Raw genomic sequence first — 16,320 nt, forward strand, 5'->3', positions numbered from 1 at the left:
TTAGTTTATTATCGTATTTCTCTTTAATTTCACCAAAATAGATTAATAATGTATTAATAAAAGAGATACCACAAATGACGTATGGTCCCTCTAAGAAGTTAAAGAAAGTTAAATTGAAATACTCTCCCAATTCTCTCACGAATAATAGTGTTAAGACTGAAATTATAAAAACACAAGAAGTCACTAGAACTTTTTTCATTGCTAACATCTCCTAAACTTATTATTTAATTTCATGTTATGACATATAAATAAAGCTTCATTTATTTTAAGTTTAAATTTTCCTTAAATATCGAAAGTTTCATAGTTTAATTATTTAATAACGCGTAAACTATATCAGTGAGGTGGATAAAATGAATTCTCAAATATTAATCATTGAAGACGATAAAGATATTCAAGAATTAATCAAACTTTCTTTAACAACTAAAGGAATTTCATCTATAGATACGGCTGATGATATAGAAGAAGGCTTAAACTTTATAAATCAATATACATACAATGTCATATTATTAGATTTAAATTTAAAATCAGAAGATGGATATGAATTAATGAAGTATATTGATTTATCATCTACCTCAGTAATAGTCGTTACTGCTAAGGAAGAAAATATAGAATTATATAGAGGTTTTGAAAAAGGTGTTGTTGATTATATTAAAAAGCCCTTTGATCCAATGGAATTATATTATAGAGTGTCTCTTCATTTAAAAGAAACACCAAATGATTTATATAAACAAGGCCATTTATCTGTTAATTTTAAAAGTGGTTCAGTTCAAATTAATGGTCAACCTGTTACACTCACAGCTCGGGAACTAGACTTACTTTTCTATTTTATTAATAATAAAAATCAAATTTTATCTAAGGATCAAATTTACGCAAAAGTTTGGGGATATGAAACATCAGTTGATGACAATACATTGATGGTACATATTAGAATGTTACGACGAAAAATTGAAAAAGATCCTAATCATCCACAATTCATAAAAACATTACGTGGAAAAGGATACATATTTAAGGATAATCATTATGAATAAACGATTTATATTAAAGTTTTTTAAATACTTAACGATATTTTTAACATTAACGATAATAATAGCAATGGTTTCTATTTTATTAATTATGAATTTTACTTTAAAGCATCTATATACAGATTTACGTAGTATAGAACCTGATTTTTTCACATTTACGCAATCGGTAGATAAACCTTCACAATATATACAAACACTTTCTAAAAAAGAAGATGCTAACATTTATTTTACAAATAAAAATGGAAATATTTTATATCCAAACCATTTAAAAAACAAAAATATAAAGCCAATAATTTTAAAAAACATCAATAAATCTAACGCAGTACCCACATATAAAGATGAAAGAACATATTTCATTTATATATATAAGAATCATAAAAAAACATATGTAACAAACTCAAATCAGATCAATTCTCATCAATTACTACAAAGTATTACGACACATGACTACAATAAATATGAATATAACTATAATAATGAAAAACTCACTTTTCGTTATAATAGTAACCAGCGAGCTATATTAGACAAAACTCAAATTAACAATGATCCACATGACCGTATGAGTGAAATTCCAATTATTTTATTTAGTGCTTTAATCATCAATGTCATCTTAGCGTTAATTACTTCTTATTTAGTATCAAGAAGGCTAACTAAACCTTTAGGCTATTATATTGATTGGATTGGTAATCTATCTAAGGAAAAACTGCATCAACCGAATACTAAAGGTAATATTAAGAAATATAGTAAAACGTATCCAGAATTACACAAATCATTAACATCATTAAATCAACAATTACTTCAAGACAAAATATACCAAAATCAGATTAACTATTATAAATCAAAATGGATTTCTCAAATTTCACATGATTTAAAATCACCACTAACGTCTATCTATGGTTATTCAAAAATAATTGAAGTTGATGACTCAAATAAAAAATATTTAAATCTTATATCAGAAAAAGCTAAATACATGGAAGATTTGATACAAAGTTTAAATAAAGATTTTGATAACGAAACAAATCAAATGAAACATGATAAAGAAGGTTTTCCAATTCAATATACAGTAGAAAAATTCGTTTCCTCTATTGGTTATGACAATATAGAACTCTCTTTTCTATTTGATCAAGAAGAAACTTTTTATGGTAATAAATTATATTTTGAAAGATGTCTTATCAACTTAATAGAAAATAGCATTGAACATAATAATCTAAATCCAAAAATTAATATATTGTTTGATAAAATTGAAAATACTCTTTTAATTGATTACAAAGATAATGGTCAAGGATTACCAAGTAATAAAAATGATATTTTCAAACCTGGTTATAGTACTAAAGCGACCAACAAAGTTAATCATGGTTTAGGATTAACCATTATCAAAGAAGCTATTGATTATCATAATGGCAGTATTCATATTATTCCTACAACGAACGGCGTACATTTCAAAATCAAATTAATTTCACAGATATAAAAAAGCCAACTAATGATTTCAATTAAGTTAATCATTAGTTGGCTACTTGATTATTTAAAGCTCTAAATCATATTAAACAATCGCCTAACTATAAAGTAAATAACATCGCTACAAAGGCGACACTATTATTAATTACATGTAATGTTATGGTCGCTGCTAGGTTACGATTAGTAAAGTGATACGCTGCAACAAAACAACTTGCCATAATAATATATGGCCCTATTTCAAATGGTGACTGTGCATCTGTTACATGCACACTTGCAAATATTAAAATCGACAACACATACATAACAACATAAGTTAATTTTTTACCCAGTTCATGAATTAATAAATGTCTAAACAGTAATTCTTCTACTATGGGTGTAACGATCACAATGTCTAAAAACAAGATTGGCCACATCCAACCTGATGTAAACATTTGTGCTAACATTTTATTATTTTCGGTATCATCAAATTGATATTTTTCAGGTAAAAATTCAACCATAGCTCCATACAAAATATTTAATACATACATAACAACAATAATAATCGCAATTGTTGCGAAATGTTTTTTCAAATCTTTAAAACGTTGTTTAGCTAAGGGAATTAATGTTTTTCTGTGCATTAAATAAAATAATAACAATACTAATGCCATACCAATCAAGCCAAATACAGTAGCAAAATTGGTTATAAGATTATTAATTTTATGATCTGACTTCATATGAAGTGAATTCGATATAATAAAAGCAATTAACATACCAATCATTGGTAATAAGAATTGCGCTAATATAATATAGGCAGGAATAAGCCAAAAATCTCTTTTAACTACCTTCTTTGATGCAAATTCATTCTGTAATTTATCAGAATCTAATAGTTGTTGAGTAGTTTCATTTTCCATAAAATTCTCCTTTAAATCTTCTTTAATTTTATTACTACATTAATAAGAATTTCACTGTAAAAACGATAAAAATAATGAGTTGGATACCTGCTTGAAATAAATAAGTTGCTGCTAAATTCATTCCAGATTTAAGATACACAAATGTTGAACCTATAGCAATAATCAAATAAGGTAACATTTCCATTACGTTTATCATATCATACACATGGACAAGCACTTCTATGAATATAGAAAGTATAATCACTACAACAATATGCCTCTTTTTCCTTAATTCATGGATTAATATGTGTTTATAAATAAGCACCTCAACCATAGGTCTTAAAACAATCATTGATATAAATGTAAAGAATAATGCAGATGGATAGTTAAACAAACCTTCTACTCTACGTTCATATTGTGTTGGTCCAAAGTCTAATATACCTAGTAACCATGTTGCCATTAACAGACCTAATAATACAACGGCGATAGAAATCATAATATGTATGGTGTATTGTTTCGCATAATGAAACTGTCTTTTCATTACTTGCGCAATATCAAATTTATGCATTACAAAAAAGGCAAATAATGTTAAAAACTGAGCTAACACGAATCCCACGCTTAAACTAAGATTATATAAAAATTGTGCCGGTGGTCTTTGCGTTACCATTGCTGTTAATCCTAATGTCCCAAATACCGTACCAATCGGAATTAACATTTGAAATAATATGTATATAGGTATGATTAAAAAATCTTTTTTCATCATTTGGTTTTGATTCCATACGTCACGTTGTAATTGGTTATATTGGCTCATGTGTCACCTCCTAAATCGCATTTTATCACAATTACTTTATCATTTTATAATTCAGTTGAATACACTAATTAAAATAAATTGTCTCACATAAATATTTCATAAACTAAAATAATTTAAATTCTACAATATAAATTTAACCGGTTTCATTGTAAAACATTAAGAATGGTGTATCATAGTGTTGGAGTAATGATTAAGGGGGGCATATTAATGAGTGTACTAACGACGATGCAGTTCATTGTCAACATCATTATTATGATTTTTTTATTGGGTGCATTATTATTAGGTTTCATTTGGCTGATCAAGGATAAACGACAAACACAACATAGTGTATTAAGAAATTATCCGTTACTTGCACGCATTAGATATCTTTCAGAAAAAATGGGGCCTGAATTAAGACAATATTTATTTTCTGGTGACAATGAAGGTAAACCATTCTCTCGTACAGATTATAAAAATATCGTATTAGCTGGTAAATATAATTCAAGAATGACTAGTTTTGGTACTATGGCAGATTATAAAGATGGATTTTACATACAGAACACTATGTTTCCACTTCAAGCTAATGAATTAAAAGTGGATAACACTACTCTACTTTCGACTTTTATTTATCAAATTGAGAATGAAAGATTATTTAGTAGAGATGAACATCGTAAACGTAAGGAAGTGGATCCTTATTATTTAACTGATGAACACGCTGTCGTTCTCGGGGAACATCTTGCGCATCCTTATAAAATCAAACGATTAGTTGGTCAATCAGGGATGAGTTATGGTGCATTAGGTAAAAATGCTATTTCTGCCTTATCTAAAGGATTATCTAAAGCAGGTACATGGATGAATACAGGTGAAGGTGGTTTGTCAGAATACCATCTTAAAGGCGATGGAGATATCATTTTCCAAATTGGACCTGGTCTTTTTGGTGTAAGAGATAAAGAAGGTAATTTCAGTAAAAAAGAATTTAAAACACTTGCTGAACGTAAAAATGTACGTGCTTTCGAATTAAAATTAGCTCAAGGTGCCAAAACTCGTGGCGGTCATATGGAAGGTGCAAAAGTAAACGAAGAAATTGCTAAAATTCGTAATGTTGAACCGTTCAAAACAATCAATTCACCAAACCGCTTCGACTTTATTCATAATGCTACTGATTTATTAAATTGGGTAGATGAAATCCAACAATTAGGCCAAAAGCCAGTTGGTTTTAAAATAGTTGTGAGTCGTATTGAAGAAATTGAAAACTTAGTCAAAACTATGGTTGAACTTGATAAATATCCAAGTTTTATAACTGTTGATGGTGGCGAAGGTGGTACTGGTGCCACATTCCAAGAATTACAAGATGGTGTAGGTCTTCCATTATTAACTGCTCTACCTATTGTTTCTGGTATGTTAGAAAAATACGGTGTTCGTAATAAGGTGAAAATCTTTGCATCTGGAAAATTAATTACACCTGATAAAATTGCAATCGCTTTAGTATTAGGTGCTGACTTAGTTAATATTGCACGCGGTATGATGATAAGTGTAGGATGTATTATGAGTCAACAATGTCATATGAATACATGTCCTGTTGGTGTTGCGACAACAGATCCTAAAAAAGAAAGAGGATTAATTGTTGATGAAAAACAATATCGTGTAACCAATTATGTAACAAGTTTGCACGAAGGATTATTTAATATTGCAGCAGCTGTTGGCGTATCAAATCCTACCGAAATTACTGCTGAACACATTATTTACCGTAAAATGGATGGTGGCACACAGACTATTCATGATTACAAATTAAAGTTAATATCTTAAATAAGTTCAATATATCGCGATCACTTCAATGTGGTCGCTTTTTTAATGTCATTTTCTAATATAAACCTTCATAGACATATATCTATATAGATGATAATCTATATTTAATTTGGAGGTTATCATGACTTATCAACAATTAGCAATTTCATTAAAAGTGTTATCAGATGAAAATAGATTAGAAATTTTAGATATTTTATCTTGTGGTGAATTGTGTGCGTATGACTTATTATCATACTTTCAATTTTCTCAACCAACGTTAAGTCATCATATGAAAATCTTAGTCACACATCAATTTGTTACCACTCGAAAAGAAGGAAATAAACGTTTTTACCAATTAAATGATGCGTTTTACACTCAAATACTTAATCATTTAAACCTCATTAAAAATAATAATGAACAATGTAAATGTCATTCAATGAAATTAGGTGATAGTCAATGATGAGTATCCTTGCTATTGCTATATTTCTAATAACCCTCTTATTTGTTATTTGGCAACCTAAAGGATTAGATATCGGAATAACCGCTTTAATAGGTGCTGTCATCGCAATTATTACAGGCGTTGTTAGTTTATTAGATGTCGTTGAAGTCACTCAAATTGTTTGGAATGCAACACTTACTTTCGTGGCTATTATATTAATCTCCTTAATATTAGACCAAATCGGCTTTTTCGAATGGGCAGCCGTTCACATGGTACGTGCATCAAATGGAAATGGTCTTATGATGTTTATTTTAATTATGGTTCTGGGTGCTATAGTTGCAGCATTTTTTGCCAATGATGGTGCAGCATTAATACTAACGCCCATCGTACTTGCTATGGTGCGTCATTTAGGTTTTAATAAAAAGATTATCTTTCCTTTTATTATTGCCTGTGGATTTATCGCTGATACGACGTCTTTACCCTTTATAATTAGTAACTTAGTCAATATCGTTTCTGCTGATTACTTTGGTATTGGTTTTACTGAATATATGGGGCACATGATTATCCCAAATATATTCTCATTAGTCGCAAGTATAGTTGTTTTATGGACTTATTTTAGACATTCTATACCTAAACGTGTAGATATCTCACATATCAATAAACCAAAAGATGTTATTAAAGACCATCGTTTATTTAATATTTCTTGGATCGTTATTGTTATTTTAATGATTGGCTATTTTGTTAGTGAGTGGATGCAAATTCCAGTTTCAATTATTGCTGGTGTTATTGCGATAATATTCCTAATACTTGCTAGCAGATCCTCAGTAGTAAATACAAAACAAGTCCTTATAGGTGCTCCGTGGAATATCGTCATCTTTTCAATAGGCATGTATTTAGTCGTATTCGGTTTGAAGAATGCCGGCATTACTACTTTATTGGCACATGTTTTATCAATGATTTCGAACCACGGATTATTTGCTAGTATTATGAGCATGGGATTCATATCTGCAATTCTCTCTTCTATTATGAATAACTTACCTACAGTATTAATTGATGCTATAGCAATTGGACAATCAGGTGTTTCTAGCACAATTAAAGAAGGAATGGTTTATAGTAATGTTATTGGCTCTGATTTAGGTCCTAAAATAACACCTATTGGTTCGCTAGCAACATTGTTATGGTTACATGTACTGGCACAAAAAGGCATGAAAATTTCTTGGGGAACCTATTTTAAAACAGGCATTCTCATTACTATACCTGTATTATTCTTTACATTACTAGGTCTCTATTTAACATATTTTATTTTTTAACATAAAAATGGCAACATTGAACACGTTTCGCTCAATGTTGCCATATATTTTAGTCATCATGATCAGTCATATTACTTTTTTCTTTTAATCCATTACGTTTCATCTGACTAACCGTTTTATCAAGACTCACTTTATCATTTTTACCTTTAACTGACACAAATCCTAATTTTTTCTTCAATTGATCTATATCTGCTTTTTTATAATCAATATCAATATGTTCTACGGCTTTATCATTTTTATAATCTATTTTGAATGATACACCTTTATTACCTTTAAATGCTTTTTCATCTTTTTTTAATATATCTTTGGCTTGTGCTTTATCTATACCTAAATCTTCATATTTTAGTGTTCCTAATGTAGATTGTTTAAGTACTTCATCACCTTTATACGTTAAAGATGTAATAACTTGTTTACCATTAACGTCCCCTTCGAACGTTTTAGTCTGTTCTTTACTACACGCAGACAGTGTAATGACACTTAACGCAATGACTATCAAAACTGAAACTAATTTCTTCATATGGTCGCCTTCTCTCGCCTGTTTCTTAAATTAATTATACTATTATTTTTGTTATTGTTGGTATTACTATACTCTTATTTAACACAAAATTCTAATAATATATCACACCATTATCGCTATGTTAAACTATACATAATACGTATTTGGGAGGATTGTAAAATGAGTGATTCAGTTCAATTACTTAAACAATTAACATCAGCAAATGGCATTGCAGGTCGTGAAATGCAAGTTAAATCATTAATGAAAAATCATTTATCAACTGTTAGCGATGCTATTATTGAAGATAATTTAGGCGGTATTTTCGGAAAGAAATCAGCTACCAATGGTTCAAAATCTATTTTAGTTTCTGGACATATGGATGAAGTAGGATTTCTAGTGACAAAAATTGATAAAGATGGCTATTTATCTTTTAATCCAATCGGTGGTTGGTGGAATCAAGTCATGTTATCTCAAAAAGTGACTGTTACCACAGATGATGGTAAAACTCTAAGAGGTATCATAGGTTCGAAACCACCTCATGTGCTTACACCAGAAGAACGTAAAAAAACTGTAGATATTAAAAATATGTTTATTGATATCGGTGTAAGTAGTAAAGAAGAAGCTGAACAATTAGGTGTATCTGTAGGAAATATGGTAACGCCATATAGCGAATTCGAAACACTAGCTAATGAAAAATATATGACAGCTAAGGCTTTTGATAATCGTTACGGCTGTGCATTAGCCATCGATGTACTTAATGCGTTAAAAGACGAATCAATCGATATTAATTTATATTCAGGTGCTACTGTACAAGAAGAAGTTGGACTACGTGGCGCAAAAGTTGCAGCCCAAACGATTCAACCTGATTTAGCTATTGCAGTTGATGTAGCCGTTGCTTTTGATACTCCTGGAATGTCAGGCCAAACGAGTGATAGTCATCTAGGCGGTGGTCCAGTTGTTATTATGATGGATGCATCTAGTATTGCTCATGAAGGTTTACGTCAACATGTTAAAGATGTGGCACAACAACATAACATTGAAGTACAATGGGATACTACACCTGGTGGAGGAACGGATGCTGGAAGTATACATGTTGCAAATGAAGGCATTCCAACCATTACTATCGGTATCGCTTTACGTTATATGCACTCAAACGTTTCAGTTATCCATAAAGATGATTATGACAATTCAGTTCGTCTCGTTACTGAAATCGTGCGTTCATTGAATGATGATACTTATAATAATATTAAATGGTAATATCTTAGGAGGCTTGATTAATGTATGAGGTTATTCGGAGAGTTAAAATGTTCCAACTGTCATCGTGAAATCAAAGATGATGAAAATATTTTCATAAAAGTACAAGCTAAAGATTTACATGGCTATACTAATTTAGATGGTTGGTCTAACGAACAATACAAATTATGCGAAACATGTGCTAAACAATTAAAGTAAAAAGTAAGCCAAGATTTCTCAGGAAATATGAGAAATCTTGGCTTTTCTATATTATATGATATTTTCAACTATTTATTTAATAGATTTTTTCCAACTATCATCACTTAACATTTCACCTGGCCATGTGTATGCCATGACGCCACCATCAATACGAATTGTTTCTCCTGTAATAAATGAACTATCATCAGAAGCTAGGAAAGTTACTAATTTACCTACTTCGTCTGGTGTACCTAATCGACCTAATGGTGTAACCCATTTTTGATTTTCACGGAACGTTTGACCCGCTTCATCTTGCGCAGTTCCCGCTAAGTTATCTACTAACGGTGTCTCAATAGTACCTGGTGCAATTGCATTGGCACGAATATTTTCACGACCATATTCAATTGCGATTGATTTAGTGAAGTTAATCACTGCACCTTTTGCAGCGTTATATCCTGAGCGATATAAGTCGGCAGCTTGACCAGAGAATGATGCTGTATTAATAATTGAACCGCCTTGATCCATCATTAATGGCAATAAGAATTTAGTTACTAAGAACGTACCTCTCATATCTACGCCCATAATCTTATCAAATACTTCTACTGGATATTCATGAATTCGTCCAGCACCATTATCAACACCTGCATTGTTAAATATCACATCAATACGACCATATTGTTGCTTCATATCATTCGCAAATTGTTCCACTTGTTGTTCATCTGAAATATCAACTTTATATGCAGTAGCTTGACCACCATTTTGTTTAATATCTTCAACAGTTTGATCTAATTCATCCGCAATATCTAATGCTAATACATGAGCACCTTCTTGAGCTAAAACTTTAGCAGATGCTTGACCAATACCAGTACTTGCTCCTGTCACAACGGCTATTTTATTTTCTAAACGTTTCATGTTGTTTCACTCTCCTAATATTTTTCATGAAAAATGAATCTTAATATTATATTTCCACTTCCTATAAAGATCTAAACGCCGTTATGACAATGATAGCGCTTTATTCAGAAATTCTTTTGAAAGAGTTTATCAAATCATCTTTTTATACTCAATAGTTTTATTATTAATTTCAATTTCAGAAAATTCTTATCATTACATGTAATGTTTGCTATACTTTTAGATAATTTAACTAAGGAGTGGTTCATGAATGGCAACAAATGCAAAGGAAAAACCATCAATCGTTAGTAAATTTTTAAATGGTGTAGAATGGGTCGGCAACAAATTACCCGATCCAACTGTGTTATTTTTCTTAATGTGTGTAGGTCTCGCAATCATCACTTGGTTTGTTTCACTATTTAATGTTTCTGTTAAACATCCTGGTAACGGTGAAACCATACATATCAAAAGTATTTTAAGTCATGACGGTTTTGCGATGATTATGAATGATGCAATTAAGAACTTTTCAGAATTTCCGGCACTTGGTTTGGTATTAGGTGTCATGATTGGTATTGGTGCTGCTGAAAAATCTGGTTATTTTGATAAACTGATGATTTCTGTAGTAAATAAAGCGCCAAAGAAGTTAATCGTGCCTACTATCATTTTAATAGGTATTCTTGGTAGTACGGCTGGTGATGCAGCAACTATTATTTTGCCGCCTTTAGCTGCAATGTTATTTATTAAAATTGGTTACCACCCTATTGCTGGTTTAGCAATGGCTTATGCGTCAGCGGTTGGTGGGTTTGCGGCAAATTTAGTTGTTGGTATGCAAGATGCACTTGTGTATTCATTTACAGATCCTGCTACTAAAATTGTATCTAAAAGTATTCATACAAATGTCGCAATGAATTGGTACTTTATTGCTGCAAGTGTTGTCGTCTTATTACCTACGATTCATTTTGTAACTTCAAAGTTAATTATTCCGAGACTAGGTAAATATGATGATTCAGATGCACATGAAGATATGGAAGAAACGTCTTCTCATATTACACCTGTCGAACGTAAAGCATTATTTTGGGCAAATATGAGTTTTATAGCTCTCATCATATTATTAATCATTTGTGCAATACCTGAGCATAGCTTTTTACGTAATGCTAAAACAGGTAGTCTTTTAGATGACGCACCATTAATTAATGGTGTTGGACTGATTATTTTAGTAGTATTCTTAGTTCCCGGCGTCATTTATGGTGTATTAAGTCGTGAAATTAAAAACACTAAAGATTTAGGACAAATGATTACAGATTCTATGGCATCTATGGGTTCATTCATAGTAATCGTATTCTTTGCGGCACAACTACTTGCGTTCCTTGAATGGAGTAACTTAGGTGTTATTACGGCTGTTAAGGGTGCTAAACTTTTACAACATCAAAATGGAGTCGTCTTAATACTCGGTGTCATTTTCTTAAGTGCTTTAGTCAACATGCTTATTGGTAGCGCCTCAGCTAAATGGGGTATCTTAGCACCTATCTTTGTTCCAATGTTAGTTTTAGTTGGTTTCCATCCAGCGTTTACTCAAGTTATTTATCGTGTGGGCGACTCTATTACTAATCCAATTACTCCTATGATGCCTTACCTACCTCTATTATTATCATATGCACAAAAATATGATAAAAACATGAAACTCGGTACACTTTTATCTAGTCTTATGCCATACTCCATTGCTTTAACTATTGTATGGACATTATTTACACTCATTTGGTTCTTCCTTGGAATTCCTGTTGGACCTGGTGGACCTATTCATGTGAAATAATAAAAAGCGTTAAAATAATAACAAAAGTCACTTTCATTTATAAATGAGAGTGGCTTTTATTGTTGTAGAAAATAATGACTGCTCCTCGCTATATACTCTATTTGTAAACGCATTTTATAAGTTAATTAAAATCTTCAAAAATTCTATGGAAAATGTCTGAAAAATCTTTTCATTATATATATCTCATGTAAAATAAAATTAAACAGGGGTATATTGTTTGGCCCATAAACATAGGAGGCAGTGATGGAAGAACGTATTGGATTAATAGATATTGGTTCAAATACTATTAGACTGGTTATTTTTGGATTTGATAAAGCAACAGGCTTGAATGAAATCTTAAATATTAAGACACCAGCACGTCTAAGTCAGTATTTAACTAAAGATAATGATATGAATGATGAAGGTATTCAAGTACTAACTGAGGCCCTAAGTAGCTTTAATAAAGTAGCAACTAAATTTAAAGTAGATGAATTACACCCTATTGCGACGGCAGCCATTCGTCAATCAAATAATCAAAAAGATATTATTAAAAAAGTCAAAAAAGATACTGGTGTAGAAATTAAAATTGTACCAGAAGAAGACGAAGCATTTTACGGTTATTACGCTATTACTCACACTACTGACATTGAAGACGGTGTATCTGTAGATATAGGCGGTGGCTCTACTGAGGTCACTTCATTTAAAGACAAACAATTAAAAGAAGCACATAGTTTTCCTTTTGGTGTTGTTTCGCTAAAACGTCAATTTTTCGGGGATAAAGATCATAACGACAAATCAGCAATCAAAGGCATGGAAAAATTCTTATCAGAACAATTTGATCAATTAGACTGGCTTAAAGATCAGAAAGTTGCATTAGTCGGTGTTGGAGGATCTGCACGTAACGTTGCGCGAATACACCAATCAGAACATTCTTACCCTATCGGTGGCGTTCACAACTATACGATGTCAGATAAAGATATCGAAGAAGTCTTTGACCTTATTCGCAAAAGCTCTAGAGATGAACTTACTAATTTAGACGGCTTAAGTCGTGACCGAGTAGACATCATCTTACCTTCCGTGTCAGTGTTTAAAACACTTTATAAAAAAATTGATGCGACTCAATTTACATTTTCAAGAAAAGGAATTCGCGAAGGGTACATTATGAATGCGATACGTCAACGCTACCCAGAAGAATTTTCAAAAGAGAATGTTAGAAAAGATGCATTACGTCAACTAGCAAACGAATATCATATTGAAGAAGGTAGTGCAAACCGACGTCTTAAATTAGCAGAATCATTGCTTACACAATTACTTAATCATTCAGATCTTAAAGTTAATGACAATGACAAAGAATTATTTGTTGAAGGTGCTTATCTTTATTATCTAGGTAGTTTCATTGATTCAGATTCTAGTTCTCCACACACGTATTATCTTATCGCGAACTCAATGATTAATGGCTTTTCACATAAAGATCGTGTGAAATTGGCTCTATTAGCGAGTTTCAAAAATAAGTCATTACTTAAATTTTATTGTAAGGAAACTGAGTGGTTTAACAGTAAAGAAACGGATACTATTCAAGCTTTAGGCGGTATTATCAAATTTGTGAATGCTTTAAATATTTCTCACACGAGCTTTGTCGAAGAAGTTGAACTTAAACCTAATAAAGACGATAAGTATGAACTACTTGTCTTCTATAAAGGCGAACCTATTGCTGAAGAATATCAAGCAAACCGTCAGAAAAAACATATCGAAAAGATTCTTGATGGTAAAGTAACGATTACCTTTACAAAATCTTAACAAACGTATGATACTTTTAGACTACGCAAATATATAAACAATGAGGTGTGTTGAGGTTATGCAAACTCAATTGGGAGAAAAGGATATTAATTTACCACAATACTATAACAACCGGGAACTAAGTTGGTTAGACTTTAACTACAGAGTCTTACAAGAAGCTTATGACAAGAACAACCCTCTACTTGAAAAATTAAATTTTGTATCTATTTTCAGTTCAAATTTAGATGAATTCTTTATGGTTCGAGTAGCTGGACTTAAAGATCAAGTTGAAATGGGATATGACAAACCTGAAAATAAAGCACAAATGACACCTCAAGAGCAGTTAAACGCGATAAAAGTTAAAAATACTGACTATGTAGCAATTCAGTATAAGCGTTATAATGAGTTGATTGAAGAATTACGTCAATATGATATTGAAATGGCGAAACCTGAAGATTTATCAGAAATGCTAAGCGAAAAATTAGAAAAAGAATTTAAAACAAGAATTCTACCTACTCTTACGCCTTTAGGTATTGATGCTTATCACCCATTTCCAAAATTGAATAATAAAAGTTTGAATATTTTCGTAGATATAGATACAGAAGATGCGATTAATTCAGCAATTGTCCAAATTCCATCATTAATTCCTAGATTTATTACACTTAATGAAGGTCCAAAGCAATTTGTTTTAATGATTGAAGATGTTGTTACTTACTTCATTAACTACTTATTCTCTGGTTATGAAGTTTTAAATACATTTACCTTTAGAATAACTAGAAATGCTGATTTAACTATTCATGAAGACGGTGCAGAAGACTTACTTATTGAAATTGAACGTTTCTTAAAAGAACGTCGTAGTGGCGCTGCAGTAAGATTGGAAGTAGATGGACGAACTGCTGAACGCGAAGATATTAGCTGGATTATGGAACAATTAGAAGTAGAGGAAAATGACATCTATTTCGTAGACGGTCCGTTAGATTTAACATTCTTATTTGGTTTAGTAGATCATTTATCTAATAAACTTTATTACTTAACATATGAGAAATACACGCCACAAGTGCCTAGATCTTTAGGTTATAACAACGTGTATCAACTAGCATTAGAACGAGATATCTTCTTCCATCATCCTTACGAATCATTCGAACCAATTGTAGACTTTATTAGAGAAGCAGCAGATGATCCTAGTACTATAGCAATCAAACAAACATTATATAGAGTTAGTAAAGACTCACCTATTATTAAAAGTTTGAAAGAAGCTGCTGAAAAAGGTAAACAAGTAACGGTATTAGTAGAACTAAAAGCAAGATTTGATGAAGAAAACAATGTCCATTGGGCGCGCATGCTTGAAGATGCAGGATGCCATGTGATTTATGGTATGACCCATTTAAAAACACATAGTAAAATCGCACTCGTAGTTAAAAAAATCGGTAACGAATTGACTTCATTTGTCCATTTAGGAACAGGTAACTATAACGATAAAACCGCTAAACTATATACAGATATGGGTATTATTACGACAAATAATGATATCGCAGAAGATGCTATTAACTTCTTTAATTATTTAAGCGGCTATTCAGTTAAACCAGATTATAAAAAATTAATTGTCGCACCTTTCGATATACGAGATGTTTTCATCGATAGAATTGATAAAGAAATTAGCAGCCATTTAGAACATGGTAACGGTAAAATCATGATGAAAATGAATTCATTAACGGATAAAGCCATCATTGAGAAATTATTTGAAGCGTCTCAAGCTGGAGTTAAAATCCAATTAATTATACGAGGTATTTGTTGTTTAAAACCGGGTATTCCAGGAATCAGTGAAAACATAGAAGTTGTAAGTATCGTTGGTAGACTACTTGAACATTCACGTATTTATTATTTCCATAATAATGGTGATGAACGTATCTACTTATCTTCTGCGGATGTAATGACACGTAACATGATTAAACGTGTTGAAATACTCTTCCCTGTTGAAGATAAAACCATTGCATCACGTTTACTAGACTTTATGAATTTACAATTGTCTGATAACCAAAAAGGACGTTATCAAGATGAACATGGCAATTACCATTATATAGAAAATAATTTGTCACCTTTAAATTCTCAAGTCTATTTAATGCAAAATGCAATTAAACATGGACAAGAATTAAAAAAACAAAGTACACATCCTACAGGTCAACCTGTACGTTCAAGACGAGGCGGTAACTGGATGAGCCGTCTAAGAGATACGCTTAAACGCTAATATACAAAATTAAAGAGTTTGTAGA

14 protein-coding genes are annotated in these 16,320 nt (G+C 31.3%); 10 read left to right on the forward strand and 4 right to left on the reverse strand.

Annotated features, from left to right (window positions below):
- Window positions 1–350 precede the first annotated feature (350 nt).
- Together CD121_RS04315 and CD121_RS04320 are read left to right on the forward strand one after the other, a co-directional pair.
- Window positions 351–1,028, forward strand: a complete 678-nt coding sequence (locus CD121_RS04315) for a response regulator transcription factor (protein ID WP_119622700.1) — start codon at window positions 351–353, stop codon at window positions 1,026–1,028.
- A complete protein-coding gene (locus CD121_RS04320; protein WP_126567508.1) occupies window positions 1,021–2,490 on the forward strand; it encodes a sensor histidine kinase in 1,470 nt (489 codons plus the stop codon). The genes CD121_RS04315 and CD121_RS04320 overlap by 8 nt, the downstream gene beginning before the upstream one ends.
- Before the next feature lie 88 nt (window positions 2,491–2,578).
- On the opposite strand, the gene CD121_RS04325 is transcribed toward CD121_RS04320, so the two are convergent.
- Both CD121_RS04325 and lnsB read right to left on the reverse strand, forming a co-directional pair.
- The gene (locus tag CD121_RS04325) at window positions 2,579–3,367 is read right to left on the reverse strand and encodes a CPBP family intramembrane glutamic endopeptidase (RefSeq protein WP_037555644.1); all 789 of its coding nucleotides are present in this window, start codon (window positions 3,365–3,367) and stop codon (window positions 2,579–2,581) included.
- A gap of 34 nt (window positions 3,368–3,401) precedes the next feature.
- Window positions 3,402–4,157, reverse strand: a complete 756-nt coding sequence (gene lnsB, locus CD121_RS04330) for a CPBP family lipoprotein N-acylation protein LnsB (RefSeq protein WP_119622601.1) — start codon at window positions 4,155–4,157, stop codon at window positions 3,402–3,404.
- 207 nt (window positions 4,158–4,364) lie between these two features.
- On the opposite strand from lnsB, the gene CD121_RS04335 reads away from it, so the two are divergent.
- The 3 genes from CD121_RS04335 to arsB all read left to right on the forward strand — a co-directional run bounded on the left by CD121_RS04335 (window position 4,365) and on the right by arsB (window position 7,670).
- On the forward strand, window positions 4,365–5,942 hold the full coding sequence (locus tag CD121_RS04335) for an FMN-binding glutamate synthase family protein (protein WP_126567509.1): 1,578 nt from the start codon (window positions 4,365–4,367) through the stop codon (window positions 5,940–5,942).
- A 121-nt stretch (window positions 5,943–6,063) separates the two neighbouring features.
- Window positions 6,064–6,381, forward strand: a complete 318-nt coding sequence (locus CD121_RS04340) for an ArsR/SmtB family transcription factor (protein ID WP_017636423.1) — start codon at window positions 6,064–6,066, stop codon at window positions 6,379–6,381.
- A complete protein-coding gene (gene arsB, locus CD121_RS04345) occupies window positions 6,381–7,670 on the forward strand; it encodes an arsenite efflux transporter membrane subunit ArsB (protein WP_126567515.1) in 1,290 nt (429 codons plus the stop codon). Before CD121_RS04340 ends, arsB begins: the two co-directional genes overlap by 1 nt.
- A 49-nt stretch (window positions 7,671–7,719) precedes the next feature.
- Here arsB and CD121_RS04350 read toward each other — a convergent pair whose 3' ends face one another.
- Window positions 7,720–8,187: a YehR family lipoprotein gene (locus tag CD121_RS04350; RefSeq protein WP_029056122.1), complete on the reverse strand. Its 468-nt coding sequence runs from the start codon at window positions 8,185–8,187 to the stop codon at window positions 7,720–7,722.
- A 159-nt stretch (window positions 8,188–8,346) separates the two neighbouring features.
- Here CD121_RS04350 and CD121_RS04355 point away from each other — a divergent pair, with 159 nt between their 5' ends.
- Complete coding sequence (locus tag CD121_RS04355; RefSeq protein ID WP_117239269.1) at window positions 8,347–9,423, forward strand: M42 family metallopeptidase; 1,077 nt, start codon at window positions 8,347–8,349, stop codon at window positions 9,421–9,423.
- A gap of 24 nt (window positions 9,424–9,447) precedes the next feature.
- Window positions 9,448–9,618: a hypothetical protein gene (locus tag CD121_RS12210; RefSeq protein WP_017636427.1), complete on the forward strand. Its 171-nt coding sequence runs from the start codon at window positions 9,448–9,450 to the stop codon at window positions 9,616–9,618.
- Between the two features lie 72 nt (window positions 9,619–9,690).
- Here the strand turns inward: CD121_RS12210 and CD121_RS04360 are convergent, their stop codons facing one another.
- Window positions 9,691–10,509, reverse strand: coding sequence for an SDR family oxidoreductase (locus tag CD121_RS04360; protein ID WP_029056120.1), 819 nt, complete (start codon window positions 10,507–10,509; stop codon window positions 9,691–9,693).
- A 247-nt stretch (window positions 10,510–10,756) separates the two neighbouring features.
- Between CD121_RS04360 and CD121_RS04365 the strand changes: the two genes are divergently transcribed.
- The 3 genes from CD121_RS04365 to CD121_RS04375 all read left to right on the forward strand — a co-directional run bounded on the left by CD121_RS04365 (window position 10,757) and on the right by CD121_RS04375 (window position 16,295).
- The gene (locus CD121_RS04365; RefSeq protein ID WP_029056119.1) at window positions 10,757–12,295 is read left to right on the forward strand and encodes an AbgT family transporter; all 1,539 of its coding nucleotides are present in this window, start codon (window positions 10,757–10,759) and stop codon (window positions 12,293–12,295) included.
- A gap of 243 nt (window positions 12,296–12,538) precedes the next feature.
- Window positions 12,539–14,071: an exopolyphosphatase gene (ppx, locus tag CD121_RS04370; protein ID WP_126567510.1), complete on the forward strand. Its 1,533-nt coding sequence runs from the start codon at window positions 12,539–12,541 to the stop codon at window positions 14,069–14,071.
- 58 nt (window positions 14,072–14,129) lie between these two features.
- Window positions 14,130–16,295, forward strand: coding sequence for an RNA degradosome polyphosphate kinase (locus CD121_RS04375; RefSeq protein WP_017636431.1), 2,166 nt, complete (start codon window positions 14,130–14,132; stop codon window positions 16,293–16,295).
- The last annotated feature ends 25 nt before the right edge of the window (window positions 16,296–16,320 follow it).

Origin of the sequence: Staphylococcus pasteuri (genome assembly GCF_003970495.1) — a bacterium.
In the GTDB taxonomy this organism is placed as follows: Bacteria; Bacillota; Bacilli; order Staphylococcales; family Staphylococcaceae; genus Staphylococcus; species Staphylococcus pasteuri.